Annotated in this window: 22 protein-coding genes; 4 read left to right on the forward strand and 18 right to left on the reverse strand. The window is 58.6% G+C overall.

The features are described 5' to 3' along the window. Position 1 precedes the first annotated feature (1 nt). From EPN96_02100 to EPN96_02180, 17 genes are all read right to left on the reverse strand, one after another. The gene (locus tag EPN96_02100; protein TAL18317.1) at positions 2 to 1,111 is read right to left on the reverse strand and encodes a hypothetical protein; all 1,110 of its coding nucleotides are present in this window, start codon (positions 1,109 to 1,111) and stop codon (positions 2 to 4) included. Between the two features lie 14 nt (positions 1,112 to 1,125). After that, a complete protein-coding gene (locus tag EPN96_02105; protein TAL18318.1) occupies positions 1,126 to 1,734 on the reverse strand; it encodes a DUF4398 domain-containing protein in 609 nt (202 codons plus the stop codon). A 614-nt stretch (positions 1,735 to 2,348) separates the two neighbouring features. Beyond that, positions 2,349 to 4,142 carry a tetratricopeptide repeat protein gene (locus EPN96_02110; GenBank protein TAL18319.1) on the reverse strand — a complete coding sequence of 598 codons (1,794 nt, stop codon included), beginning with the start codon at positions 4,140 to 4,142 and terminating at the stop codon, positions 2,349 to 2,351. 212 nt (positions 4,143 to 4,354) lie between these two features. After that, the gene (locus tag EPN96_02115) at positions 4,355 to 5,602 is read right to left on the reverse strand and encodes an N-acetylmuramoyl-L-alanine amidase (GenBank protein ID TAL18320.1); all 1,248 of its coding nucleotides are present in this window, start codon (positions 5,600 to 5,602) and stop codon (positions 4,355 to 4,357) included. Between the two features lie 97 nt (positions 5,603 to 5,699). After that, on the reverse strand, positions 5,700 to 7,391 hold the full coding sequence (locus tag EPN96_02120; protein ID TAL18321.1) for a right-handed parallel beta-helix repeat-containing protein: 1,692 nt from the start codon (positions 7,389 to 7,391) through the stop codon (positions 5,700 to 5,702). Then, the gene (locus EPN96_02125) at positions 7,370 to 8,374 is read right to left on the reverse strand and encodes a hypothetical protein (GenBank protein ID TAL18322.1); all 1,005 of its coding nucleotides are present in this window, start codon (positions 8,372 to 8,374) and stop codon (positions 7,370 to 7,372) included. Before EPN96_02125 ends, EPN96_02120 begins: the two co-directional genes overlap by 22 nt. A 12-nt stretch (positions 8,375 to 8,386) precedes the next feature. Then, on the reverse strand, positions 8,387 to 10,003 hold the full coding sequence (locus EPN96_02130) for an AgmX/PglI C-terminal domain-containing protein (protein TAL18323.1): 1,617 nt from the start codon (positions 10,001 to 10,003) through the stop codon (positions 8,387 to 8,389). Then, entirely contained in the window at positions 10,003 to 10,503 is a 501-nt protein-coding gene (locus EPN96_02135) for a hypothetical protein (protein TAL18324.1), read from the reverse strand. The genes EPN96_02130 and EPN96_02135 overlap by 1 nt, the downstream gene beginning before the upstream one ends. Before the next feature lie 17 nt (positions 10,504 to 10,520). Beyond that, positions 10,521 to 11,006 carry a hypothetical protein gene (locus tag EPN96_02140; protein TAL18325.1) on the reverse strand — a complete coding sequence of 162 codons (486 nt, stop codon included), beginning with the start codon at positions 11,004 to 11,006 and terminating at the stop codon, positions 10,521 to 10,523. 1 nt (position 11,007) lies between these two features. After that, a complete protein-coding gene (locus tag EPN96_02145) occupies positions 11,008 to 11,634 on the reverse strand; it encodes a MotA/TolQ/ExbB proton channel family protein (protein ID TAL18326.1) in 627 nt (208 codons plus the stop codon). 63 nt (positions 11,635 to 11,697) lie between these two features. Beyond that, positions 11,698 to 12,030: a hypothetical protein gene (locus tag EPN96_02150; protein ID TAL18327.1), complete on the reverse strand. Its 333-nt coding sequence runs from the start codon at positions 12,028 to 12,030 to the stop codon at positions 11,698 to 11,700. Then, positions 12,027 to 13,325 (reverse strand): tetratricopeptide repeat protein, encoded by a 1,299-nt coding sequence (locus EPN96_02155; GenBank protein ID TAL18328.1) that lies wholly within the window; start codon positions 13,323 to 13,325, stop codon positions 12,027 to 12,029. Before EPN96_02155 ends, EPN96_02150 begins: the two co-directional genes overlap by 4 nt. Further along, complete coding sequence (locus tag EPN96_02160) at positions 13,322 to 16,207, reverse strand: tetratricopeptide repeat protein (protein TAL18329.1); 2,886 nt, start codon at positions 16,205 to 16,207, stop codon at positions 13,322 to 13,324. Before EPN96_02160 ends, EPN96_02155 begins: the two co-directional genes overlap by 4 nt. Continuing rightward, on the reverse strand, positions 16,204 to 18,033 hold the full coding sequence (locus EPN96_02165; GenBank protein ID TAL18330.1) for a hypothetical protein: 1,830 nt from the start codon (positions 18,031 to 18,033) through the stop codon (positions 16,204 to 16,206). Before EPN96_02165 ends, EPN96_02160 begins: the two co-directional genes overlap by 4 nt. After that, positions 18,018 to 18,536, reverse strand: coding sequence for a hypothetical protein (locus EPN96_02170; GenBank protein TAL18331.1), 519 nt, complete (start codon positions 18,534 to 18,536; stop codon positions 18,018 to 18,020). The genes EPN96_02165 and EPN96_02170 overlap by 16 nt, the downstream gene beginning before the upstream one ends. A 61-nt stretch (positions 18,537 to 18,597) precedes the next feature. Then, positions 18,598 to 19,902, reverse strand: a complete 1,305-nt coding sequence (locus EPN96_02175; protein ID TAL18332.1) for a hypothetical protein — start codon at positions 19,900 to 19,902, stop codon at positions 18,598 to 18,600. Beyond that, entirely contained in the window at positions 19,887 to 21,299 is a 1,413-nt protein-coding gene (locus EPN96_02180; GenBank protein TAL18333.1) for a UTP--glucose-1-phosphate uridylyltransferase, read from the reverse strand. The genes EPN96_02175 and EPN96_02180 overlap by 16 nt, the downstream gene beginning before the upstream one ends. 182 nt (positions 21,300 to 21,481) lie before the next feature. On the opposite strand from EPN96_02180, the gene EPN96_02185 reads away from it, so the two are divergent. The 4 genes from EPN96_02185 to EPN96_02200 all read left to right on the forward strand — a co-directional run bounded on the left by EPN96_02185 (position 21,482) and on the right by EPN96_02200 (position 24,653). Continuing rightward, a complete protein-coding gene (locus tag EPN96_02185) occupies positions 21,482 to 21,826 on the forward strand; it encodes a hypothetical protein (protein ID TAL18334.1) in 345 nt (114 codons plus the stop codon). A 172-nt stretch (positions 21,827 to 21,998) separates the two neighbouring features. Then, on the forward strand, positions 21,999 to 22,787 hold the full coding sequence (locus EPN96_02190; GenBank protein ID TAL18335.1) for a FliA/WhiG family RNA polymerase sigma factor: 789 nt from the start codon (positions 21,999 to 22,001) through the stop codon (positions 22,785 to 22,787). A 140-nt stretch (positions 22,788 to 22,927) separates the two neighbouring features. Further along, positions 22,928 to 23,578: a DUF4433 domain-containing protein gene (locus EPN96_02195; GenBank protein TAL18336.1), complete on the forward strand. Its 651-nt coding sequence runs from the start codon at positions 22,928 to 22,930 to the stop codon at positions 23,576 to 23,578. A 10-nt stretch (positions 23,579 to 23,588) separates the two neighbouring features. After that, positions 23,589 to 24,653, forward strand: a complete 1,065-nt coding sequence (locus EPN96_02200; protein TAL18337.1) for an Appr-1-p processing protein — start codon at positions 23,589 to 23,591, stop codon at positions 24,651 to 24,653. A 370-nt stretch (positions 24,654 to 25,023) separates the two neighbouring features. Here EPN96_02200 and EPN96_02205 read toward each other — a convergent pair whose 3' ends face one another. Then, positions 25,024 to 25,521 (reverse strand): 2-C-methyl-D-erythritol 2,4-cyclodiphosphate synthase, encoded by a 498-nt coding sequence (locus EPN96_02205; protein TAL18362.1) that lies wholly within the window; start codon positions 25,519 to 25,521, stop codon positions 25,024 to 25,026. Positions 25,522 to 26,030: the final 509 nt, after the last annotated feature.

Raw genomic sequence — 26,030 nt, forward strand, 5'->3', positions numbered from 1 at the left:
ATTACTTGCTCCCGCCGCAAGCGGCAGAAAGAAGATCGTTTTTATCCAGCGCTCCGACTATGACCACCGGAGTGCCGACGCTGGCCAGATTGTAAACCCTGTCCATGACGGGGTCGTCCATGGAAACGCAGCCGTAAGTGACCGAATCCTGCCCGCCGCCGTGCAACTCGACGTTGCCGCCGATAGCGCGGTTTCTGGGTATAGCACCCCTCTTTTTCAATTGAGCGAACTGCCTTTTGTCTTCTTCGTTGGGATAATCTATCAAAAGCGCCTTATAGTATCTGCTTCGGGCAAGTTTGCCTGAAACTTTATAGCACCCCTCCGGGGTGGCCCTGTCGCCTGAACCGACCTTGTCGGAAAGGCCGTTTCGTCCAAGTCCGACCGGATAGGTATTGATTACCTTTCCATCACGATAAACATACAGAAGCTTGTCAAGTTTGACCACAACGTACAGTAATCCACCGGTGCGGGCGGACTCTCTCACTGCCTTGTCTACCTGGCTCTTCCAGCGTGACAGCTGCCCCGAATCCAGGTAGCGGCACACTATGGGCGACAGCGTTCTTTCAGCTATCTTGTTTTCTGCGACAGCCTCTTCGACCTTTCGCTGTGCCTGGTATAAATCCCCCGCATAGAGGGCCTTTTTCGCGTCGTCGAGGACCAGTTCGGCCCTCATCAGACTTCTTCTGGCGAGCCGTCCCTCATTCATGAGGGTGGTGAGCTCGCGAAGAACGCTCATCCTGTTCGAGGCGGCCTCCATCTTGCCGATTATATCGGCGGTAAGAGCTGCCTTGACGTCAGAAACCTTTTTTAAAATCGACTCCTGCTCGGCGATAACCTCGCGATACTGCTTCGCCACCGGCTCGTAGTCTCTAAAAAGGCTATACCGTTCCTGCTCCTTGCCGAGCATGTACCTGGCAATGGTTAGTGTCGATATGTGTTTCTGGTAGTCATCAGGGGCGAAAATCGGGGCGCCGGCCCCCTGGAGGTCTTCGAACAGTGCTTCCGCTCGACCAACCTCCGGGGGGACCGACGCCATCTGGCAGGCATTACACGAGAGGGCCAAGAGGAGACCGGCAATCAGAAACCGGCATTTCCTCATGGTTTTCCTCATTTAAGTTTTACTTCTTACTTCTTTTTCTTGCCAGCGGGCTTGGCCTTCTCGATGGCGGCGTTGATCTGCTCGGAGACGCTCATGGCCTTGGCCTTCAGGCTGTTGGCGCTGTCGGAGGCGCCGAAGAAATCTTCACCGGCGATCTTGGCGGCAACCTGGGGCATCGCGTCTTCTACGCCCTTGAGGTCGGCGGCGAAAGCTTCGATGTCGGCGCGGGTGCCCTTGCCCTTGGGGGCCTTGGCGAGAAGAGCCTTGGCTTCTTCGAGAGCGACCTTGGCGGCGGCTTCGGCTTCGATGGCGGCCTTCTTGGCGGCTTCCTTGCGGGCGGGGATGGCGGCCTTGATGGCCTCGGCGTCAGCGGTGACCTTCACGATCATGGCCTTCGCGTTGTCGAAATTCTTCCAGAACTTCTCTTCCTGAACCTTGATCTCCGCTTCGGCGCCGGCAAGATCCTTCTTCACCTTGGCGAGTTCCTCGGGGGCGTAGACGGGGGCCTGCATGGCGACGCCGGCATCGATGGCGGCCTTCGCGGCGGCGAGCTCCTGGGTCGGGGGCTTGGCGCAACCGGCAAGAAGTGCAACTGCTGCAACGGCAATAACGAGGGACTTAAGGGCGATTTTCATCTCTTGTTTTTCCTTTCTGGATTCTGTTCTTGTGTGTTGGCGGGTGGGCCGCTTCCCTGCGCCCCGCTCCCGTCCTGTTAAAGAGAGAGTTAAACGTAATGAAACGGTAGCATCAAGGCGGCGGGCAACTGTCGAGACCCGCCCTCAAAACCGGTGGTACGTGAACCATGACCTTAAACTCGCCTCCGAGGATGAAGCCTCCTTCGGAGCGAGTGAAGCTCAACGTCGGCGCCGGGAAGATGTCTCCAACTTCTGTTTTAGAAGTTTCCATTCAACCCTTTCATAAGAGTTGAGCGCGTGTATAGCACAAACCGAAATCAAAAAAAAGAGGGTTCTTTTGCAAGTAACGGAAAGAACCATCCTCAAAACGCGGAAACTACGTAGTAAGTACCATAGGTTGCCGAAAATGCCAATAAAATTGCATAAAATCAAGAGTAGGAAGGTTTTGTTCGGGAAAAATATATACTTTTTCCGTCGTGCCCCCCTTAGCCCCTGTTTCACCGTTTAGTCCCGCTGCCGCCTTGCACCGGCTGCGGGGCGGCGGGGCCGTCGCCCGGGCCCCCACCCCCCTCCCACCCCCTGTGAGTGCAAAAGGGCGGTTCACCCCCCCCGTTTTACCTTTTGGTCTCGAATTTTTTCCTCAAAAGAGCCGCGCCGGACGGGTCGCTCTTTTCAAGAAGGGAAAGCAGGCCGGGAATCTCTCCCTGCCTGCCGGTTTCCGTGAGAAGGTCTATCAGGTTGCCGAGGGCGGCGGGGGCTCCGGACCGAAGCTCCAGGGCTTTCCGGAAGTATTCCTCGGCCTTCGCAACTTCACCGGCCCGCCTGCTCAGTATCCCGAGATTGTTCCAGGCGCTGAAATTCGAGGGGTCGCCCCTCACGACCAGCTCCAGCTGCTCTCTCTCCCCGGCGCTGTCTCCCATCGCGTTGAACGCCCCGGCGTACTCGAAGCGCAGGGAGGCGCTCTCGGGTGAAAGCTCAAGGGCCTTTTCAAAGTATCCGGCGGCCAGCCCCGGTTTCCCTTGATAGAGAAAGCTTCTTCCCGCCCCTGCCCAGGGTCTGGAGTCCTCCGGCTTCAGGGTGGCGGCGAAAATATACTCCTCCGACGCCTCTTCATAGCGCTTCTCCCCGAAATACATGATCGCCAGATTGTAGTGCCCGCCGAAATAATCGGGGGCGGCGGCGGTGATATGCTCGAAAAGGGCTTTGTCGTCCTTCCAGACGTCGGCCCGAAGCACGGTGACGAGGCAAAGGGGCAGAAGTAAAATCGCGGGCAGCCACCTCACCCTTCCCCCGTCTTCAAACCTCTTCGCCAGCGCTTGCAGCGCGTAACCGGCCATGAGGCAAAAAGAGACCGAGGGGATGTAGAGAAAGCGCTCTCCCGCCACCGGCACCCTGGCGGGGATAATACCCAGCACGGGAAACAAAAAGGCGAAAAACCACAAAAACCCCGAAAGCCCGATTCTCTTATCGGAACTCCCGCCGAAAGACAGAAATAATCCGAGCGTGAGCAGCGCCCCAACCAGCACCGAAGGTGACGGCCCCACGACGGAGGGGGTGTAGTAGGCCTTCAGGGGAAAGGGAAGGGTCATCAGGCGAAGGTATTCCAGAAATCCCCAGAGACGATCCGGGGGGGTTATCGGAGGGACTGCGGGAGGCAGCGTCTTGAGGGGGGAGAGTATTCCGCCGTCGAAGCTGAACCTGTAAAGGAGTACGGCAAGACACAGCCCGCCGAGGATGGAGAACCATGCTTTTCGCCTTTCGCCGTGTTCCTCTCCCCTTCCCGTTTGCAGAAAATCCCACCCCAAAAGGGCCACGGGAACGAAAAAAGCCGCCTCCTTCGTGAGAAGGGCGCAAAGGAAGAAAACGCCGCCCCAGAGCCTCGCCGTGGTTTTGGAGACTTCGCCTTTAAGTTCCGAGCCCCACATTACCGCCGTGGCGAGGATGAAGACCGCCGCGAGTATGTCGGTGCGGCCGGAGACGAAGTAGACCGATTCGGTGTGAACGGGGTGTATCGCGAAGAGGAGCGCGGCCCAGAAGGCGATGGACCTATCGAGGAATAAGGAAAAAAGGTTGAAGCAAAGGACGCTAGCGACGCCGTGCAAAAGGACGTTGGTCAGGTGAAAGACAAGGGGGGACCCTGAGCCGATAAGGCCGTCGAGCCAGATCGAGATGAAGACGAGGGGGCGGAAGTAATTGGGGGAAATTTTGCCTTCCAGGGCGAGGAAGGGCGTGGTGAAAAAGCCGAAAATACCCTTTTGGGAGAATATCTCTCTCGTCTGGCCTATGAGAAAAGGGTCGTCCCAGACCAGCCCGAGAGAAAGCGCCCGAAAATAGATTATCAGCGCGGCGGCGAAAACCACCGCGCCAAGAAGGGCGAAACTTCGCCTGCCGGACCGCTGCTCTTTCATGGCTCTCCCTCGACTCTTTTTTAACCGAGGGGGATTTTAGCACCGGGGGGGTTGGAGAGGTTAGGATATTTAAGAGACTGCCCAAAAACGTCGAGAGAGGCCCGGTTTCAAGGAGACGCGGAGCGAAAAGCGAGACATAACCGGGTGTTAGGCGAGCTTTGAGCGAGCACGCGACACAGAAAACGGGCCTCGTAACAGTTTTTGGGCAGTCTCTAGAGGCTTCTTACGATTCGCATCGCCTCGGTCTGGCCGCAGGTAATTTTGGGGGCGTCAACCTTGTTGTCGCAGATTACGGCTCTGCCGAGGGCGAGGTCCTGATCCACCAGCGCTGAGTTGTCCGGGAGGCCCGCCAGTGTCCAGTCGAAGACGTAGGGGTCGCCCTTGCGGGAGCGCATCTCGTATTTGTAGTTCAGGGCGACCATCTTGTGGGTGAGGACGCGGCCGGGGTGAATCTCGGGGCGTCTGGCGTAGATGTCTTCGAGGAGGCTCTTTAGCGCCTCGTACTGCGCCGTGGTTATCGGAGAGAAGATTTCGGGGGTGGCGGTATCGGCGTACAACTCGATGTTTATCGCCCTGTGATCGACGTTGTAGACGCCGTTCCAGAGGCTCTGACCGCAGCCGAAGGAGCGGAAGCGCTCGGGGATTACCTCGTAAATGTCCCCTCCGGGGCCGATGAGGTAGTTTGCAAGCCGGTTCTTGCGGATGTAGTTCGCCACGTTGTCGAAGGGCGCGCCTTCATGCTCTGTGGTGTGAACGACCACCATGTCCACAGAAGGCCTTACGGTCTGCTGCTCCCAGAGTCCGTTTTTCTTGAGCTTTCGCACGAACTTTTCCGGTATCTCAGCGGAAGGAGCCTGTCTTTTAAGGTTCTTTAAATCCTCGCACCGGTAGTCCCGGAAGACGAAGATGGAGGGGCGCGGCCTGAAGGTGACGGGGAGGAGCGCCTCGGGGACGAGTATCTTCTGCCCGTCCACCATCTTCGAGGGGTCGGTGATGTGGTTCAGTCTCTGGACGTTGCGGACGGCGACGAAAGCCGCGTCTCCGTTTTCGGGGTCGAGTTCCTCGTTCACCAGCGACCAGAGAGAGACGTGGGGTTCGTTAAGCCTGAAGGAGACCGACCTGTGATCCGCCAGCGGGGAGAGAAGGAGGGTTCGGGGAATCTTCAGCTTTTTGCCCGGCTCCAGAGAGGGAGCGAGGGATTTCAGCAGCCGCTCGGCCTTGGGAGAGCCGGTCATATCCTGCGCGAGGCGAAGATGGGTGTCGCCCGGAAGGACGGTAATCTCCACCTCCGGCGGGACAGCCTCCCCGGTGGCGGGAGCGACCTCGATCCCGGCCTCGGAGCGGATGCGCTCTTTTAAAATCTCAAGCTGTTTCGCCGTCTCCTCCTCCCCGGCGAAGGCCGGAAGGAAGAGCGCCAAAACCGCAAGGAGGACAAAAGGGAGCTTTCTGATGATTCTCATCCTTGCCAGGAACCGGAGACCGAAAATCGGCCCTGCGGGACTCACACCTGAAAGTATAGTATTGATAAGGAGTTACGACAACTACAAGATGTGGGGTCTAATGGGGGCGGGTAGCCCATTCTTTAGCGGGTTCAAAGGTTACGAGGCCGAGGGAGGGATCGTCTTTCCCGTCGTAAATGGATTTTTCGGGCGGATTTTCGGGGTTCCACCAGTTTTGCGCGGCGTCGATGCCTTTGGAGCCGCTGAGGTGGATGGAATGGCGTTTGGCCAGGCCGAAGACGTTGTCCCGAAAGGCCACCTTGCCTTCCTCGACGCCGACGAGGTCGAGACCGGCGAGGTCGAACTCGTTGCCGGTTATCTCGCCTTCGGCGTAGCTGAGGGAAAGCGCGCTCTCGGTGTTTCTGAGAAGTTTGTTGGCCCTGAGGGTCAGGAAGGCGCCCTCCCCCTTGACCTTGAGAGAGTTCCTGCCGAGGTCGAAGAGGTTGTTTTCAACCTTGAGGGAGCACTCCTTCGCCAGCATTCCCCCGAGCTTCGAGCCGATTACCCTGTTTCCCCGAAAATCGAGCGAGCCCCGGAAGGCGTGGACGGAGTAATCGTTCCCGGAAAAGAAACAGTTCTCGATGGTTACGGCGGAATCCCGAAAGCGGACGGCCTGCTTGTTTCCGATGAAGGTGGAGCCGGTTACTGTGGTGCGCTCGCTCTCCTGAAACTGCACGGCCCGGATATTCGACACGAAGGTCGAATCCCTGACGGTGAGGTTTGAAAAATGGCCGTGAAGCCCCTGCACGCCATAGCGAAAGAGGGTGTTTTCAAAGACGTTTTCGGGGTCTTCGGAGGAGATGACGCTCACCTTGTCCCAGTCGCCGGGAGAGGGACTACGCTCGGCGGACTCGAAGACTATCGGGTTTTCCTTCAGACCCACGGCGCGTATCGAGCCGGTGACCAGAAGCTCGCCCTCGCCGAGGTTGTCTCCGTCGGTGTCTTTCTTTCTGAACCTCACCCTCGTGCCCGGCTCGATATTCAGCACCGAGCCGGGGGGCACGGTAACCCTGCCGGAAATGGTCACGACGCCGCGCCAGCTCTCTTTCCCCTCGACGGTGTAATCGCCGACGAATTCCCTTTCAGGCCCCTTCGGCTCGGGCAAAACGGGCGTTTCGGGCGTTTCCCGAGTATAGGCAAAGGAGAGAAAGGCTGCGTCCTCCGCGTCTTTCACCGTCACCCCGGCGATCGAATCCGCCTTCCCGGCCATATCGACGACGCCGACCTTGCAGCTTTCCAGCGAAAGGCCGTCACCCTCGAAAATCCTCTCAGGCGCGAGAACCAGACCGAAGTCCGAGCCTCTCACCACTGTTTTTTGAGCCCGAAGAGTCCCGCCGTCTACCAGCAGCGCCTCCTCGGCGCGGGCGAGGACCGCGTTACGCAAAATGACCTCGCCCTTTGGCGCGGCGATAATTCCGCCCCAATAGCCTGTCTGGGGCTCGAAGGTCACCGGCGCGTCCGGGGTCCCGGCGGCCACAAGCTTTCCTTCTACGGTTATCTCCGTCTGGGGGCTGAAAAAGGAGGGGTCGGTCTTGGTGCTGACGGCTTCGGCGAAGAGGACTTTCGTTCCGGCGGCGATGGTAAGGGTCGCTCCGGGGGCGACGCGCAGATCCTCCTCGACGAGGACGCTGCCGGACCACTCGGTATCCGCGATTATAGTTTTAGCTGCCGCCGGAGAAGTCAGGATGAGTAGAAACAGGAGCGCGGCGGGGACGAGCCGCAAAAACCTCAGATTCCCCGCACCAGCCATCCGCCGTCGTCCCTTCGCAGGAGGGTGTAACCCTGTGCCTTGAGGTAGTTCGCGATCTCGTCCACCGCCGTATTTGACTGGGTGGTGGTGGAAAGCAGTTTCGCGAGGCTCCGGTTGAGGTCCAGATCGTTTTTTATGGTGTTCTTTATCCTGCGAAACGCCTGCCAGACGAAGCGAAGAGAGGTTTCGGAGGTGGCGACGTCGCGCAGAAGGTCCATTCTTACCCGGAGGGCCTGCGGCAGCTTGTCGGAAAGCTCCATCGCGTAAATCCGGAGCCCTTCGGGAGCGCCCGGGTCGAGCATGGTATCCCTGAGGTCTTCCCACTCCAGCCTTTTCCACACGTAGAGAGCGCCCATCGCCGCCTTTCGCAGTTCCGGCGGGTTCCCCTGCCCCATGAAAGTCTCCACCCTGCCGACTATGGCGGGGTTGAGCTCGCCCGCGGAAAGGTTTCCCAGAGAGTTGACTCCCTCCACGCGAACCTTCAACGATTCGCTCTCGACGGCTTTTTCGAGAAAATAAAGGTGCGAGATCTTCGTCCACGGCCTCGTCGTGATGAGGGCTTCCGCCTTGACGCCGGGGTCCGGGTCGGAATCGGCCATTTCGAGAACCTGCCGTATGAGGGCGGTCTCCTTGAGGGTGCCGATGAGCCTGGCGGAGATCGTCCGAATCTCGGGCTCGGGGGCCGCAAGGCCGTTCTGGAGGAGGATTCTCTCGCTGGTGGAGAGGGGGGGTGGCCTGTCTTTCAGGATGGTTTCCAGAGCCTGGGCGCGAAAGTTGGCGGGCTCGTTTTTGTCGTTGTAGTAGGCGAGGAGGCCCGAGTCGCTTCTGGTTTTCAGGATGGAATCGAGACGGAGGCGGGCGTAGATCGACTTCTCCGTCTGCTGCTGCGTTCCGGTTTCAAGGGCGAAGGAGAGCCCTCCGCCGAAGAGAAGCACGGCGGCGAGAAAAACCGCGATTGAATTCTTTCCCGCCGGCCTGGCCAAAGGATTTCCTTCCTACATGCTCGGAAAGAAGACGAAGGGATATTTTACGGTTATCGTCTTTTGCGCGACCTTGGGGAAGGTCCAGCGCTTTATCCGGGCGATAATTCCGTCGATCAGCTCGGGGGCGTTCATCGTCGTCTCCACCAGTTCCACACTGGTGACCGCGCCTTCCGGGTCGATGGAGATGGCGATGGTGACCTTGCCCTCCAGTTCCGCGTTTTTGCGCAGTTCCCTGTTGTAAAGATACCGTATTCCGCCGAGGTAAGTTTCGACGGTGCGGTTTATTATCGACACCGCCTCCTTCATGCTTATGTCTTCGACCTGGGCGGTCTCGGCGGATTTTACCGCCGTGTCTTTTCTCTGTTCGAGATTCGCTACGCGCTGCGAGGAGGCTCCGACGTTGGAGGAGTCGAGCGTTGCGCCCTCGACCCTCGCGCCCTTCCACTCGCCTCCGGTGCCGTCGCCGCTGCCTCCGGCTCCGCCGTTCGCGCCCGCCTTGAGGCCGCCCACGCTGCCGAGCAGTTTGTCGAGATCGACCGAAGACCTTCCCCCGCCCTGGAGTATGGAGCCGCGCGCCCTTGAAACGGCTGCGCCGCCCTTGCCTCCGAGGACGCCCAGGAGACCCTTCTTGGAGACTTCTTTGCGTATCGCCTCGCGGCGCTGCGCCATCTGCTCCGCAGTTGGTTCGATACCGCCGCCGCCACCGCCGCCCGAAGGCTCGGCGGCCTGCGCCCTGGGCTGTTCGCGGGGCGCTTCGGCAACTCTTTCGGCGACAGCAGAAGATGATTTTGCCTCGACGAGTTTCTGACTGGCCTCTTCTTTCTTCTTCTTTTCCTCGAGCTCTTTTTTCACACGGGTCTGAGCCTGAGGGGCCTCGTAAATCAGCTTCGCGAAACGCTCGGGTATCTTCTCAATCTTAGGGGGCTCTTTTACGTAAATAGAGGAAAGGTAGATATTGCAGATGACCATGAAAACGTAAAGACCGGTGACCACGTAGGTAAAATGCCGGTCCTCCTTCGACATGAAGTCGCGCCTGAGGTGTTTCGGCGTCGGAGGAATCGGCTTGAATCTTCTTCCGGGAGCTTCGCCCCTGGGGAGAGAGGGTTTCGCGGGCCTGGCCGGTTTCGCGGGCGGCGCGGCGGGACGTTGCGGAGCGCCCTGTTCCGAAACCGGCGCGCGCGCGGGAGCGGCTGCTTCGGCGGGTTTTTCCTCGACGGCGGGAGCGGGCGCAGGGCCGAAGGTGAAGAACACCCTCAGGCCGCGATAATCCACCCAGCCGCCCATCTTTTCGGTGACGAGGAGGGTCTGCTCCGGCGCGCTGCCCCGAAGCAGGCCGAAATCCCCGAGGTCCTCGACCTTGAGGGTCGAGCTTCCGGCGGTTATCTCGCCCGTCATCCCAGGCCTGACGAAGAGTTCCATCCCCTCTTTCGCGGCGTGGAAGACGACCTCGGAACCCTTTACCCCTTCGATGGGATAGACCATCTCGTTGGAGGTTGAAGGGCCCCAGCGGAAGGAACCCTTGTCGAAGACGTGTCTTCCGGCTACGCTCCCGCCCCTCTCCACCTGTACGTGGAGGTGCGACGCCCCGTGAGCCGGGCGCGATTTTCCGGTGAAGCCGAACGCGCCCATCACTCCTCCTTGAAGACCACGAGGGACTGGTTGACGTACTCAGCCTGCCCCGCGGTGTAGATGATCTTTTTGAGGAGCCTGAAAGGCACCTGCCTGTCTCCCTGAAGGAGTATCTCGCCGGTAAAATCGATGTTCTTGTTCACCTCGGCTATTTTCTTCAGATTCTCGGCCTGGGTGTTCAACACTGCGTAAAGCGGCTCGATCATCATTTCGTCGCTGTTGATGTAGGGGGTGACGTCTTCGATGAGGACGTTGCCATCGACGTAAAGCGACTTGCCGTTGAAGGCGACGGCCACGGCCGGGTGAAGCTGTTCCTGCGACTGTGAAGCCGGGAGCTTGATCGATTCCGCAATGGATACGATCGCCCCCTCGCCTGCGTAGTTCAGCATCAGAAACACTAGCAGAGTCGTGAAGATATCCATCAGAGAGGTAATCTGTATGGAAACCTCCGCCGGAGAGGAAGGGCTGAATTTTTTCTTTTTCGTCGGTGAAAATGCCATCTTTGTCTCTCTTAACTCTAGCCGCCGGTCTGAACGCGGTCGGCCAGCGAGACGCCGGGGAAATACGGACGACAGACATCCATCGTGTGGATGATGTCGTCGTAGATGACCCCGTCGTCTACAAGGAGGATTATGGCTGTCTGCCCGGAGAACCTGCCCCGTTTGAGATCGCCCAGCGCTGCCTTTAGAGTTTCAAAGTCGAAGGTGCTACCGCTGAGAGGGATCTTGCGGAGGGTCGAATCCTCGGAGATTATCTGGAATCCCTGCCTGGTAAGGGCCACCGATATGGATTCCTGCACCATCTGCTCCGCGACCGGCTGATCGACGTAGGTGACGACGTCGGTGCTGGGGAGGTTCAGCTGAACCGACGAGAGCTTCACGAACGCCGCGGTCTGGATGAGCATGGGCACCAGAACGACCATCAGGCTCATCGCGGGGATGAGGGGAAGATCAATCTCCTGGTGTTTTCTGCTTCGCCTTTTGGAAGGGCTTTCCCCCGCCATGTCATTCTCCCTTTTGACGGGCTATCAGGAAGTTGATGAACTTGACGGAATACTCGTCGATCTCGGTGATTATCTTGGTCGTCTTCGCCTGTATGTAGGCGTAGACGATCATGTGCGGGATGGCGACCATGAGGCCGTAATAGGTGGTGTACATGGCCATCGCTATGCCCTGCGCGAGGAGCGCGCCCTTCTGGGAGGGATCGGCGTTGGCCAGCGCGTCGAAGGCGAAGATGAGGCCCTGAATCGTGCCGATGAGGCCGAGGAGGGTTGAGACGTTCGCCACCATCGAGATGTAGGGGGTTCTCTTCTCGATTGAAGGGATAACTGCGAGAGCCGCCTCGTCGACGGCGTTCTGTATCGCCGTCTCGCTCTTGCCCGCGACTTCGAGACCCGCGCCGAGTATACGGGGAAGCGGAGCGTCGGTGCAAAGCGCCCTCGCGGCCGCCATGTCGCCGTTTTCGACCAGCCTGCGAAGCTCGGTGTAGAACTTTCTTCCGTCGACGTCGAAACGCTTCAGGAGAAAGAAAAGCCTCTCCGCCGAGACCGCGATCCCGAAAAACATGATCGCGGTGATCCAGTACATGTAGGTTCCGCCGTCATGAAGGAACTTTGCTATTGATGAGAACATCGGTTCAATCCTCCCTGGGTCTTGTCAGACGTCCGCCCCTTTTGTGGCTCGCGTTAGTCGTCTCTATTCCGTTTCGCCCTTTTTGCCGCCGTAGGTCGCCTCGAAAGGCTCAGGCAGGAGGGGCTTCATTATCTCTTCTTCAAAACTCTTGCGCAGGGCGCCGAGGTCCATGCGGGCTTTACGGCGGGGAATGATATAGAATACTTCCGGCCGCTCCAACTCTCCTCGTATCTCCACGTCCTGCATCTGGACCTGAATCTTCTGCCCCTCTTCTATATTCACCTGTTCTGTCGCGGGCTTTTCCTTTGTTTCCGCGCCCGCCGCGAAGGACGCCGGAAGCGTCAGGAAAAGCGCGAAAAGGGCTACCCCCCCGAGAGCGTTCAGGCGGATTTTCATTGTCCGCCTCCAGCCTGCCGGTTGGCCGCCTTGAGCCATTTCTGGACTTCCTCGTCGGCGGGCCGAAGCGTCAGGTATTTCTCGTAGAGGGGAATGGCGTCCTGAAAACGTCCCATGTACTTTTCGTACAGCACGGCCAGATTCTTTAACGCAGGGGCGAAGTTGCCATCGACAAAGAGCGCCTTTCTGTAGTTTTCCTCGGCGCTTTTGTGCTCGCCGCCCGCCCTCTGCACCAGCCCGAGGTTGTTGAAGGCCTCCGGGCGCGCGGGGTTTGCCTCGCTGGCCTTTAAAAACGCCTCCTTCGCCTCTTTTTGCTTTTCCTGGCGGATATCCAGCAGACCGAGGGCGTTCAGAGTCTCGTAATCCTCGGGCGCTTCGGCGACGATCTCTTCGAGAATCGTACGGGAAGAGGAGGCTCTTCCCCTCGCGAGAAAAACCTCCGCGAGGGCGAGTTTTCCGCGCCGCGCCAGAAGCGGATCCGTATTGTTCTGCGCCTCTTTGGCCCAGCGTTCAGCGCCGGTGAGGTCGCCGTTCACATAATGAAGCCGGGAGAGGATGAGGGCGTATTTCAGGGACTGGGCCGGGTCGCCTATCTTTTCCCACGTCGAAATAGCCTTCGGGTAATCGCCGAGGGAGTAGTAGCACCATCCGAGAGACCCCAGAAGATCGTCCGGCGGCTGGGGGAACTCGGAGGCCAGCTTTTCGAGGAAGGCGACGGCTTCGCCGGTCTTTCCCAGTCTTTCGTTCCACCTGACGTAAGTGTCGAGCGCCTCGGGTCCCCCCTCGCCCTTCGGGATAAGCTCGGCAAGGAGCGGGAGTCCGTCGGCGGAGTCCCCGAGGACGTAATAGATCTTCGCCTGCAGCAACTTCGCGCCCGGATACGCGGGGTCTTTCGCCACGACTACCAGAATCTTTTCAAGGGCGGTGTTCGGGTATCCTTCGGCGAAGTTTTTGTTCGCCTCGGCAGTGAGGGCCGCGAGGTCGGGGGGAGGCGGAGCGGCGGGAACAACCGGGGCGGCGGGAGCGGGAACGGCGCCCTCTTCGGGAACGGGCGCAGCCACGCCTTCGATCACGGCTTCGGGAGGAGTGGCTTCCCCTCCTGCCGGAGCTTGACCTGCAACGCTCTCCCCCGCTTTTGCCTTACCCTCGGCCGCAACCTCTCCGGCAACGGCTTCCTTTGCGGCCTCCGCCCCGGGTTCGCCGGGAGCGCCCTCGGGAACCACGGGCGGAGCGGAGACGCAGGCGGTGAGGGAGACGGCCAAAAGAAGCGCCAGAGGAAGGAAAAGCTTTCTCATTTGCCCCCCTCCCATTCCCTGCCGGGAAAAGGAAGAGGCGGAGAGGCCAGAGAGGCTTCCTCAACCCTCAAGAACGCCCAGGGAAGGAGATTTTCCATCCTCGCGTAGATTTTCTCTATCCACCCGTTCCATATTCCGGCCAGCCGGGCGGCGTCCACGCCCTTTTTATAGAATTCGATGGCTCGCTCTTCGAGCGGGAAGGCTTTGTCTTCCAAAAGCAGCTTGTACTCCTCTTCCTCTTCCGGGGTCATCCCGGCGGGGCGCTCGGATTCGAGCAGGGCGACCTTCATCTGCTCGAACCCCTCGCCCGCCCTGAAGAGCGCTTCCGAAAGGGTCTCTGAAAAAGGCAGGGTGGCGGCGTTGAGAAGGTGCTCCAAAGCAACGTCGAGGTGCGTCTCCTTCATCTCCAGGGCCTTTTCGAGGTCTCCCTTTAGCTCTACCGCCCGGAAGGAGACAAGCTCCTTGTCAGCCAGCACCAGAGCGGCCTTGGCCCGGAATAGCGCCGCGTCGCCCTCGGCGGGAGTGTTCCAGGCAAGCAGATATTTCTCCGAAGCCTTGTCGGACTTGCCGCCCTTGTCGAGCATAAGCCCCTGACGGTAGAGAATCTCGGCCTTCCTCCCGTCAGCCGGGTACTTGGCCATGAACTCGTCGAAAAGGGCTATGGCCTTTTCGTCCTCGGAGCCCTTTTCCCGCGCCGTCGCGGCCTTGAAGAGATATCCCGCAGCGTCCGGGGCGTCGGGAGTCAGCCTGTAGAGGTTTTCGTAGTTCTCGGCGACCCCGCTCCAGTCTCCGAGGGAGGAAAGAATCTCCGAGGAGAGGGTGAGCGCAGACTGAGCGAAACGGGAGGTCTTGTATTCGTCGGCGAGCCGCTTGTAGACCGCCGCCGCCTTCTCCTCCTTGCCGAGCTTGCGAAGGGCTTCGGCGGCGCGGTAGAGGGCTATCTGCGCGGCCTCCCCCTCGGGGAATTCATCGACGAGGCGGAAAAAGTGCTTGGAGGCCATGTTCAGGTCGCCGGCGGCCTCGGCTTCCTCCGCCTGCTTGAAGACGGAAAAGGAGATCAGCTTCAGCGCCCGGTCGAGAGTCTCTCCGGAAGGCTTTTTCTTCTTTACCTTCCTCGCCCATTCCTCGGCTTCGGGGAAATTGTTCTCGCGAAAATATGACCTCGCGACCCTCTCGGTGGCGTCGGCGTTCATCGCGTTTCCGCCGTGTTCCTCCACCAGCTTCACGAAAGCCTCTCTCGCCGCGGGGAACCTCTCCGCCTCGAAAGCTATCTCTCCGGCGGCGAAGAGCAGCTTGGGAACGAGTTCCGACTCGGGGTTCAGTTCCACGTAGCGCCAGTGCGCCGCAAGGTATTCGTCCAGACACGACGGGTCTTGCTTGAACAGAAGTCCAAGCACCTCGACGCGCCGGTAAGAGGCGTTTTCGCGGTGTGAGGTGAAATCGCCCGCCTCCGCCACCTTCGAGTAGAGGTCGGCGGACTTTCTGAATTGCCCCGCCTCCTTGTAAGCCTGCGCGCCGGAGTTGGCCATCTCGTAGCCGTCCTCGGTGTTCATTCCGAAGAGTTCGAGGTAGCGTTCGTACTGTTGAATTGAGGCGTTTATGGCCTCTTCTCCCCGCTGCGCCCTCGAATGGCGGTAGATTGCCGCGAGGCGAAGCCCCTTTTCCAGCATCTTGTCCCGTTCCTGCCCCAGCGCGGCTCCGTTGGCCTCGTCCCAGGGAGTCGCCGGCCGGTAGCGCTCGTACCAGCTCTGCCGCCTTGCGTTGGCGGCCTCGGCGTTCTGGAGGGCAAGATACGCGGTGATGACGTTTTGCTCCATGTGGAGGGCGAGCGTGGTCAGGGGGTAGGCTTCTATGGCGGCGGTGTAAGTGGCCACTGCGTCCGCGTGGCGGCTGGCTTCCATATAGAGGTCGCCGACCTTCCGGTAAAGAAGGTCGCCGTACTTCTTGCCCGCCTCCCTTCCCGCGAGGTACTTCTTCAACCCCTCAACCCCGCCCCACTCTACGAAGTTCCTCCCGGTTATGTCGAGCGTCTCGGTCTTGAGGTTTTCGCGCGATTCCTTCTCGTCGTCCAGTATCCTGCTGAAGACCTCGACGGCGGCCCCGTACTCGTCCAGCTTGTAGTGCGCCCACCCCAGCTTGTAGAGGGCTTTTTGCAGGTACTCTTCGCGCTTGCTCGCCAGAACCTGGCCGTACTGCTTCACCGCCTCCTTGTACTGGCCGAGGTTGAAGGCGGATTCCCCCATGCGCATGTGAATCTCGGTGGCGTAGGGGGTATCGGGCGAAAGCTCCAGAACCTTGCCGTAATAGCGCGCGGAGAGGACAATCTCGCCCTCCTCGCCGTAGAGATAGCCCAGGTTGTACATGGCCGTAAGCGCCTGCTCGGTCTTAGGGTAGTTGTCTGCGAGCTGGCGGTAGAAAACTATCGAGCGCGGGTAGCGGTCGCCCGGAAGTATCTCTCCCTCGGAGCCGTCCTCGAAGGATTTTTTTAGCGCCGATTCTTCCTCGCGGTAGGCCAGCTCCGAAAGGCGAAGAAGAATCTCGGGCTTTCTGGCCTCCGGGGTTCCGGGGAGGGCGAGGAGATCCTGATACTTCTTCATCACCGAGCTTTCACTCACGGCTTTTTTCTTCTTTCCGCCGGTCTTGCGCTTCTCCTCCAGCAGGGCGATCTTCTCGGCCGCCTTTTCACGCGCGTCTTTCAGGGATTTGGGCCTCTCCTGACGTATCTTCTCGGTAGTCTCCTCGACGGTCGGCTTTTTCTCCGGGGCGGCGGGAGCTTCGGCGACGGGAGCGGGCGCAGCCACAGCGGGCTCCTCAGCCGGAGGGGCCGCCGCGCAGCCCGCCAGAAAGGCGAGGAAGACAAGGATTAGGGAAAACCTCTTCATTGACTTCCATCCCCCGATTTTTCCAGTTCTTTCTGGTAGAGGTGCAAAGACTGCGCTTCGTCGAGAGCGTACTGGTCGGCGCGGGTCTTGGCCTTTTGCTTTTTTTCGACAAGCTCCTGCCTGGCGACGGCGGACATCGACAAATCCATCTCTTTTACGAGTTCGTCCAGCTTCGCTTTCGCCGCCTCGTAACGGACCTTTACTTCCGCTATCCTGTGGGAGGTTTTCCCCAGTTCCTCCCTCTTTAACGCCAGCAGTTCCCTGGCTTTTTTCTGGGGCTCCCTGAGCGAGACGGATTCGTTCTTCCTTGAGTCCAGTATTCGCATCAGTTCTTTTTCACGCACCGAGACCCTGGCCTTCAGACCTTCGAGAAACTCAAGCTGACCGTCGGACAGACTCGCTCCGGCCTCTTCGAGCTTTTGCCACATCTTCTCCACCCTCGCCTTTAACGCCGCGGGGGCGTTGTCCCAGCCAAGCGTGGAGGAAAGCGCGTAAATGGCCCTCTCGGTCCACTCAAGGGCCGCGACGAGCCTGTCCTGCCGCAACATCAACCCTTCGATTCTCGGGCGGTCCTCCTTCGGGAAGAGGGAGCCGACCTGTATAACGTCGAGGTACTCGTAAAGATCCTTGTCCATCTTGACAAGTTCGGCCTCGATGGCGTCCATCAGGTTCTTTTGCTCGTCAAGCGACTTCTCCACGTTGTCGAGCCGCGCGCCTTTCAGCACTGCGGACTCTTCGGAGAGAGCGAACTCATTCGAGAGGGTTTCCACCGCGCGCCTTACGGCGGCGAGTTCTTCCTCCTGAAGAAACTTCCAGCCCAGGGAAATCTGCGCGGGAGTGGGAACGACCTCGCCGAAACTCGCCCCCTCCCAGGTCACCGCCCACTCTTCGGCGGTAGCTCTGGCGTTGGCGTAATACTCCGCCGCGTCCTCGTAAAACTCGTTTCTCTCCAGAGTTCTTCCTATAGCCCACTGGTCCTCGTGGGCGTTCTGCGGGTCTATCGCCATCGCGGTCTCGAAAGAGGCCAGAGCCCTCACCTTGTCGCCCATTTCAAGGCTGCACCAACCGATCGTCCTGAGGGCGTCCGCGTAGTGGGGCGAGCCCTCCTTAATCAGCGAAAGCTGGCTTATGGCGAGCTTCAGCAGCTTTTCAGCCTGGTCTTTGGTGACGTTTTCGGAGGTAATCGAGGCCTGATAGATTATCCTCCCCCTGCGGAGGCGGATATCGTCGGCGAGAGCGCGGCGGACCTCCCTGTCCGGAAGCGAGTTGAGCTTGTCCATCGCCTTGTCGAAGATCTCGATGGATTTCGACACGTCTCCCTCGCCGTAAGCTATCTGCGCCAGAGTGACGAGGGCGTAGGGGTGAAAATTCCCGTCGGCGGTCTTTTCGAGGCTGGCTTTGGCGTCCGCGTTCTGTCCGAGCATGAAGTGACTCTGCCCGACGCGATAGAAGACCGAATCCGGCTCCATGAACTTCCTGCCCTCGCTGGCCTTGAAATACTTCACTACTTCGCCGTAATTGCCGCGGTCGTATTCGTACTTAACGAGTTTTTCGAGGGCCGGGCCGTTGAAAGCCCCCTTGGAGGAGCTGAGGGCTCCGAAGAGCTTGACCGCCTCCGGCACGAAGCCGCTGTTGTAGAGGGCCAGAGCCCTGAAATATTTCTCCGCCCTTCCGGCCTTTTCGTCGGAGGGCAAAAGGCGCAGTGCGTCCTCCCACCGCTCTCCCACCGCGGCCGACAGCCCCTCCTTCTGGGGGGCTATCGCCAGGGCCGGGGCGGCGGCGAGGACGACGAGCGCTATAACTAAAAGGGTTACTCTGCGTTCCATCCGGCCTTGCCGTCTTCAACCGTTACAATCCAGGTGTTTTGTTTACCCCTCGTCACGGGCATCTTCGACGGCTCGTCCGGCGGGCTGCCGAGCACCTGCAAGAGCACCTTGTGGTCGCCCGCGCCGAGGCGCATCTTTCCGAGTTCGAGGGGCAGCTCGGAACCGAGGACGTTCAATTCGGCTGGCGTCAGGGGACGCGAAAAAAGCAGTTTGTCGTCTATGGAAAGGGAAACGCTCTTGTCCGTCAAATCTCCCGCTTTCGCCTTCAGGAAAATCTGGGCGACGCCGGTCTCTCCCTCCAGCATCTCCTTTGTAAGCCCCTCAAGCTCCAGACGTATGGAGGCGAGCTCTTTTGAAAGCCCTTCGAGCCTGTCCTCGAAGTTCTTGACGGCGGTCTCGGCCTTCGCGGCGTCCTCCGCCTCACCGGCGAAGACACTCTTGCACGGGCCAAATGCCGTCAGAGCCATTAAAAAGATAAAAAAGAATAGAGCTATTCGCTTCATGTCCGTTCCTTCAATAGTCGGCGGATTTTGACCGCCATCTTGCTTCCCGCCCGAAGACGGCTCAGGGACGAAGAGCGAGCCAACGCGACCCCTCGCCGGATATCTCTCTGGGACCGATTATCATTCCCGCCCTCTTCAGCTTGTCGCCGGGCTTTTCATAGACGTACAGTAATGCCCTCGCGCCCCCGCCGAAATCGTTGAAGCAGGTGACCTCTATCTCCAGGCGCTCGGCGTTTTTCGCCGACAGCGCGCTGGCCCTGCCGAGTCCGTCGCCGTCGAAAAGAAGACTCACTCCGCTGGCGGCGGTCGAGGAAATCTCGGGATCGGAATCCTGCGGCTGGGTGTGTCCGGCCGAGATCCAGCCGTGGAGGTCGAGATCCGCTTTCTCGCCGTCCCAGACCAGTATGGCCAGAAGGTCGGGAGGTTCTTCGGCCGAGGCGGGCAATTCCACAATCTGCCCAGCGACGATTTTTCCCTTTGCGTCCACCCCCTGAACGTATACGGGAAGCGCGTAGGGCAGGAGCGCCACGTTAACCTCGAATTTTCCGTTTTCGACTCCCGCGGGGTACGGCACAGGCCCCGCCAACACCGTCACGTTGGAAAGTCCCGCCGGAACCTTTCCCGAAAGCCGCGCCCAGCCGCTTTCCACCGACTCGATCTTTATACCCAGCCCTTCGCTCTCAAGAAACCTGTCGAAGGTGGTCTTCCCTGTGAAATCCTGCTCCCTGTACCTGCCGCCGTATACAAGGAGGTCTTGCCTGGCGGGCAGATCGTAGGTAAGAAGAACGTCGTCGGTCAGCGCCCTCCAGATGGTGATTCCCTCCGCGCCCTCGCTGGCGAAAAGGAGGCTGCTCACCTTGCCGTCTTTCAATAGCGTCACCGTGCCGCCCGCGCCCTCCTCGGGCCGGGGTTCGAGGACGACGACGGCGCTTTTCGGCGGAGGCGCGGGTTCGGGTGGAGGAACGATCCCGAAAAGCTCTACCCAGCCGTCTTTTCGCTCGCTGCTTTCGCCCGCCGAGGCGCAGACGAACCTGAAGGCGTCCGCTTTCAGCGCGCTCGCCAGCCGGTGGGACATATTCACCGCGTACTGGAGGCCGAGCGAGCGGTTGAGGAGCTTCGGGCCGGTTGAATCCGTGTGGCCTACAAGGAGGACGGATTTTCCCGAGGCGAGTATGGACTGCGCGGCTGAAACGATCTGCGGGGGGAGTTTCTCCTGCATAGACGCGCTTTTGTCGGCCACAGCCAAGGGCTTTTCAAGGTTTTCGGGCACACCTCCGAGGAGGACGGGGCCGTGGCGGAAGGAAGCCGCCGCGACCGAAGCCGCGAGCAAAAGCAGCAGGGCGGCCGTTACTATCCTTCGCAGCATCTGCCCTCCAGAACGGTTCCGTCAGGAATTACGAGGGGAGGTTTTCCGACGTTGTCTATTTTCACCGGGCCGCGCACCACCACGGATCTGCCCAGGCGGACATCTCCGCGCACCACGAAGCAATCCGCGTCAACCAGGCTGACAGGATGCGGAATGCGCTGGTCGAGGTCGTCCACCCCGCCGAAGAACTCCGGGTCGAGGTCCACGGTTATGAAGCCTGTCTTGTTTTTCTTGAGATTCGATATCTCAAGAGGGGAATGCTTGCCGGGCAGGTAGAGATCGCTTCGGCGCGCCAGAAAATCGCTGGTGGTCTTGACCGGAGCGAAGCGCTTCCGCGGCACGACTATCGCGGCCGCGCCGGGAAAGCTGCCTATCGCCGCCCCCATTGCCGTCTCAAGCTGCACGACCGGGACGCCTTCGACAACCTTGCGGTTGACGATGAGCGGAAGGGTGAGCCCGCCGTTTTCGAGCCGGGCGCTAAGGCATTTGAGGTTTATCCAGAGGTTGTTCGTATTGAAAACCGGGAATCTTTCGATATCCTGAAATTCTTCGGCGTGGGCCGAGTCGACCTGCGCTATCTCAAGAAGCTCAAGGACGCCGCCATGCCTGACCACCGTTCCCCCCTTTACGTCAACAAAGGTCCGCTGCGTCACTTCGAGGGCGAAGGGAATTTTACGTTCCGCGATAAAGCCGAGAATCGAGGGGGAGGGAGAGGCCCCGAGGTTGTCGGCGTTCGAGACGAAAAGCCACTCCTTGCCGGCGTCGAGCAACTTTTTCAGGGTTCCTGAGATATTCAGGGATTCGTAGATGTCGCCGTGGCCGGGGGGGGCCCACCCGGCGGGGTCGCAGGGGTCTTTGAAAAAGTCCTTGTTGTCTTCGCGTATGCGGGGGTAGCGGTTCTGGAGAAAATCGAGGGGGAGTTCCTCCCCGCCTTTTGTTTTTACCGAAAGGGGGTACCTGGAAAGCGCCCTGACGGTGTCTTCGTGGGTGGCGAAGGAATTCATGAAGACGAGGGGAATGTCCGCCTTGTATTCCTTTCGGATGGAAAGAACGTGGAGGGCGATAAGGTCGAGAAAAGTAAGCCCCTCCTTCACTTCGAGAAGGCTCTTGGCGCGGGTCATGCGCATGGAGGTCCCCAGCCCCCCGTTCAGAACCACCCAGGCGACTTCTTCCATCCGCCGCCTGCCTTTTTCTTCGTAGCCAGCTTCCTCGATTTCGTGTAAAGAGGCAAGGTCGCCGGCTTCGGGCACGCCTATCTTCCCCCACTCCACCCCGGCGCTCTCGCCGGAGAGGTAACGCGCGTAGGCTCCGAGAAAAACCTCGGCTTCGCGGCGGGTCAGACCAGCCGAAAGATAGCGCCTCAGCACGCGGTCGAGAAGTTCATCCAAGGCAGACAACTCCGGTTTGTTTCGGGGTTAAAACAATTGGGTATTTGAACAGACAAAGGGCTTAAGCGTCAAGCAAGTATGGGATTTGTGGTTTCAAAATGGTGAGGTATCCTTTTACTATGAGAACGAGACATTCATCAGCCATTCACAAAAACGGTATTCGTCTTTCCATCCAGAGACGAAAGGCCGCAATGAAGCGAAAGGCGCTACGCGAACACAGGGAGTTGCCGAACCCCCGGCGGCCCTTTCTTTCCGGTCACAGGGCCGAAGTAATTCTCACCATCCTCGAAGACCTTTCCACCGTCCTTAGCGGATACCCCCGCGTCACAGGGATGCTCTACAAAGTCCTCGACGACACCGTCGAGGTCGTCGTCGTCGCCCCCAAGCCGATGACCCGCCCCATGCAGACAATCCTGGAGGGGGTGGCCTCCCGCCTCAACGATTCCATTCCCGACATAAAATGGCATTTCCGGGCACTGCCAATACCGCCTGCGGACCCTTCCGGTTACTCCACGATGACGATAGCGCTACAGTAAGAGGTTGTTGAAAAACGTCGAGAGAAGACCCGGTTTCAAGGAGACGCAGAGCGAGAAGCGAGACATAACCGGGCGTTAGGCGAGCGAGAAGCGAATCGCGACGAAGAAAACGGGTCTCGCAACAGTTTTTCAACACCTCGTAGTAATTGACAGGGTGTCTGGCGACTGCTAAATTGCCGTACCTTGCGCGCCAGTAAAACCTCATGCCTCGTCAGTAATCGACGGGAGGAACGCCATAGCGTCGTCCAACTCATTGGACCGTAGGGACGAACTGATCAGGGAGTATTCCCCACTGGTCAAATTCATAGCCGAAAGGCTGTGTCTGCGCCTGCCGGCATGCATCGAGGTCGAAGATATCATCAACACCGGCGTCCTCGGCCTTATCGACGCGATAGACAAGTTCGTCCCCGACAGGGGCGTCAAGTTCCACACCTACGCCGAGTTCCGCATACGCGGGGCTATGCTCGATTACCTCCGGCAGCAGGACTGGGCTCCGCGCTCGATGCGGCGCAAGGAAAAGGAACTCGCCAAGGTCGTCCGGGAACTCGAACAGAAACTCGGAAGAACAGCCACCCACGACGAAATCGCCAAAGAGATGGGTATAACCATCCAGGAACTCGGCGACCTCCTCGCGAAGGCCCGCGGCCTCTCCCTTCTCTCGCTCAACAGGCCAAAATCCGAGGAAAGCGAGGAGGAGGAAGCCGAACTCGGTGCCTTCATCCCCGATTCCCCCGAGAGGGGGCCGCTGAACGTGCTGGAAAAAGAAGAGGTCAGAATACTTCTCGCCGAACACATCCACTCTCTCCCCGACAAGGAACGGCAGGTCATTTCGCTCTATTATTACAAAGACAAGACGATGAAAGAGGTGGGAATAGAGCTCGGAATCACCGAATCGAGGGTGAGCCAGCTTCATACTTCCGCCGTGCTCAGGCTCAAGGGAAGAATCGGGCCGAAGATATAAAAAAACAACTGTTAATTCGGCGCGTACTCGGTAGGTGGATACTACCACCACAGTTATCGATTGGCCTTCAAGAGCGATGGATGGTTTTTATTTCATCTGCTATGATTAATTAGTGTGTTCAAAATTTTCGTGAGAGACCCATGACAGGGGTGGTTCCAAACCCAACTTTTATTTTTCGGATTACGCATCTAGATAATCTGGCAGGTATCCTCCAGCTAGGTGGTCTCTTCGCGCCCAACAACCAGCCCCCCAATGCCCCGGTTTATCATCCGATACACCATGCGAGTATTCAGAACCAACGTGCAGCAACTCCCGTCGTTTGCGGACCGATGGGTAACGTACATGACTACGTTCCCTTCTACTTTGCCCCGCGATCTCCGATGCTGTGCTCTCTTCAACGCGGAAATGTGGAAGGCTACAATGGAGGGCCTGCTCCTATTATTTATCTTGTGACAACCATCCAAAATGTTGTCGGTGCGGGCCTTCGTTACGTCTTTACGGATGGACATGGCATCATGCAGTTTACAAGCTATTACGACGATTTGGTTCATCTTAATGAAATTGACTGGCCACTGATGGAAGCTAGATATTGGGCTGATACGCAGGAAGATAATGATCGATCACGCAGGCGACAGGCTGAATTTTTGATTCACGCTTCATGCCCTTGGAGTGTTATTTTATGTATAGGTGTATATAACCAGCCTACAAAGACGCGAGTCGAAAGCCTGCTACAGGCATCCGGCATAGGTCATGTCCCACCGGTAGAGGTGAGACCTAATTGGTACTATTAACGGTGGTTTAATGATCAAAATCGTAAGCGGAAATTTGCTGGGGGCTGAAGCCGAAGCCGTTGTCAATACAGTTAACTGTGTTGGAATCATGGGCAAAGGGATAGCTCTGCAATTTAAACAGACCTATCCCGAGAATTTCACTGCATATGAACGTGCTTGTAAAGCCCAGAAGGTGGTTCCCGGCAAGATGTTTGTGTTCTCAACTGGTCGGCTGGTAAACCCAAAATATATCATAAACTTCCCTACCAAGCGTCACTGGAAGGGCAAATCAAAAATAGAGGACATAAAAAGAGGGCTGGTTGCCCTTGTTGAAGAGGTCAAAACACGGTCCATTCGGTCGATAGCGATCCCACCTCTTGGTTGCGGACTTGGAGGTCTCGAATGGAGTGAGGTTAAACCGCTCATCGAAAACGCTTTCAGCAACCTTGATGAAGTTCAAGTCCTGCTGTTCGCACCCGGTGACGCCCCAAAACCCGACGAGATCAAGATAAACACGAAAGACCCCGGCATGACCAGATCACGGGCGCTTTTTATCAAACTCATAGAGCGCTATTGTGCTCCTGGCTATCAACTAACCCTACTTGAGATTCAAAAGCTGGCCTATTTCCTGCAAGAGGGAGGTGAGCCTCTTCGTCTACGTTTCGCCAAGATGAAGTATGGCCCCTATGCCGACAATTTGAATCACGTCTTGCAACGACTCGAAGGGCACTACATTCGAGGTTATGGCGATAGAAGCCGCAAGGCGCAAATCCATCTGCTCCCAGATGCTGTGAAGATTGCTGATGCAGAGTTGGCTGGTGACTCAACCGGAACAGAGCATCTTGACCGTGTTGCCGCTTTGATCGAAGGTTTTGAGACACCTTACGGTATGGAATTACTATCCACTGTTCACTGGGTTTGCCACGAGAGCCCTTCTATAGCCTCTGATTTGGATAAAGTGCGTGCCAGTATTGCGGCTTGGAACGAACGAAAGCAGAACCTTTTCACTCCCAAGCATATTCAAGTGGCTCTGCGTCGTCTGCACGATGTGGGTTGGATTGAATCTAGCCAAACAGTGCAAGTTCAAGATTGTTAACAAAGTTTTCGAGGCTTTGAGTTTCTCGAAAAACACTGAATTTTTGATACAGCAGGTAGGGTGGGCTCGGCCCACCATGTTTAACTATTTGTAATTGTTGCGCTTTTGAAATTATAAGGGAACGGGACGTTATTGTTTTGGTGGGCTGAAGCTCATCCTACGCAACTAATTTAAAACCATTTATGTTTTTACAGCTAAAAGCCGCTGGATTCCCGCCCTTTGGGCGAGAATGACGGAAAAGTGTTTTCAACGGCTTTGGATTTTGTCGCCGGGCGAGGAGCCCGCAGCGAGCGCGACGAAGACAGTAGCGTGCCTACGGCAAGGAGCGCGAGCGAGTAGCGACGAAGCCCCGCGGCAAAAGCCGAAGCCGTCAAGAGAGCAAAGCCACCGCATGGGCGCTGACCCCTTCCTGCCTACCTTCAAACCCCATCCCCTCCGTCGTCGTAGCCTTTACGGTGACTCCGCCTTCCGGGAGACCGAGCGCGGCCGAGAGGTTCTTTTCCATCTTCGAGATGAACGGAGCGAGCTTGGGCTTTTGCGCTATGACGGTTACGTCTACGCGAAGGACGTTGAGTCCCTTTTCCCTGACCAACTCCCCCACCCTTTGAAGAATCTTCAGGCTGTCGGCCCCCTTCCACTTCATGTCGGAATCGGGGAAATGCCGCCCGAGGTCGCCCAGCCCCGCACCGCCGAGGCAGGCGTCGGCGACCGCGTGGGCGACTACGTCGGCGTCGGAGTGGCCGAGCAGCCCGAGAGGATGCTCGAAGGTCACCCCGCCGAGGATCAGGGGGCGTCCCTCGACGAGGCGGTGGGCGTCGTAGCCGTGGCCGATGGAAAGCCCCGGAGTCCTGAAATTGCTGTCCGCCATCCTTAGGTCCTCCGGGGTGGTTATCTTGACGTTTTCCTTCGTCCCCTCCACCACGCGGGGGGTTCTGCCGTAAGCCTCTACCAGGGAGGCGTCGTCGGTGGCGGGAATGCGCTTTTGCGCGCAGCTTTTGTGCGCGTCGAGGATAAGGGAATAGGGGAAGGCCTGGGGGGTCTGGGCGAGCTTTATCTTCGTGCGGTCGAGGGTGCCGGTAACAGCCCCTTCCTCGCAGAGCTTAACGGTGTCGGTAGCGGTGAGGGCGAAGAGCGCGCCGTCCGGCATGGCCGCGCGGCAAAGCTCGTCGAATTTTTCTACGGGGGGAAAGGGCCGGACGCCGTCGTGGATGAAGACGATGTCGTCATCTCCCGCCTCGGTTAGAGCCTTGAGTCCGAGGAAGACCGACTCCTGACGCTCACTCCCTCCGGGGACAACGCGCAGCACTTTCAAGAGCCCCTCCTCGCGGAGAAGGGTCTCTGTTTCGCTGACGGAATCGGGGGGAGCGGTAACTACGA

This window comes from bacterium (assembly GCA_004322275.1).
Lineage (GTDB): Bacteria > Desulfobacterota > Deferrisomatia > Deferrisomatales > BM512 > SCTA01.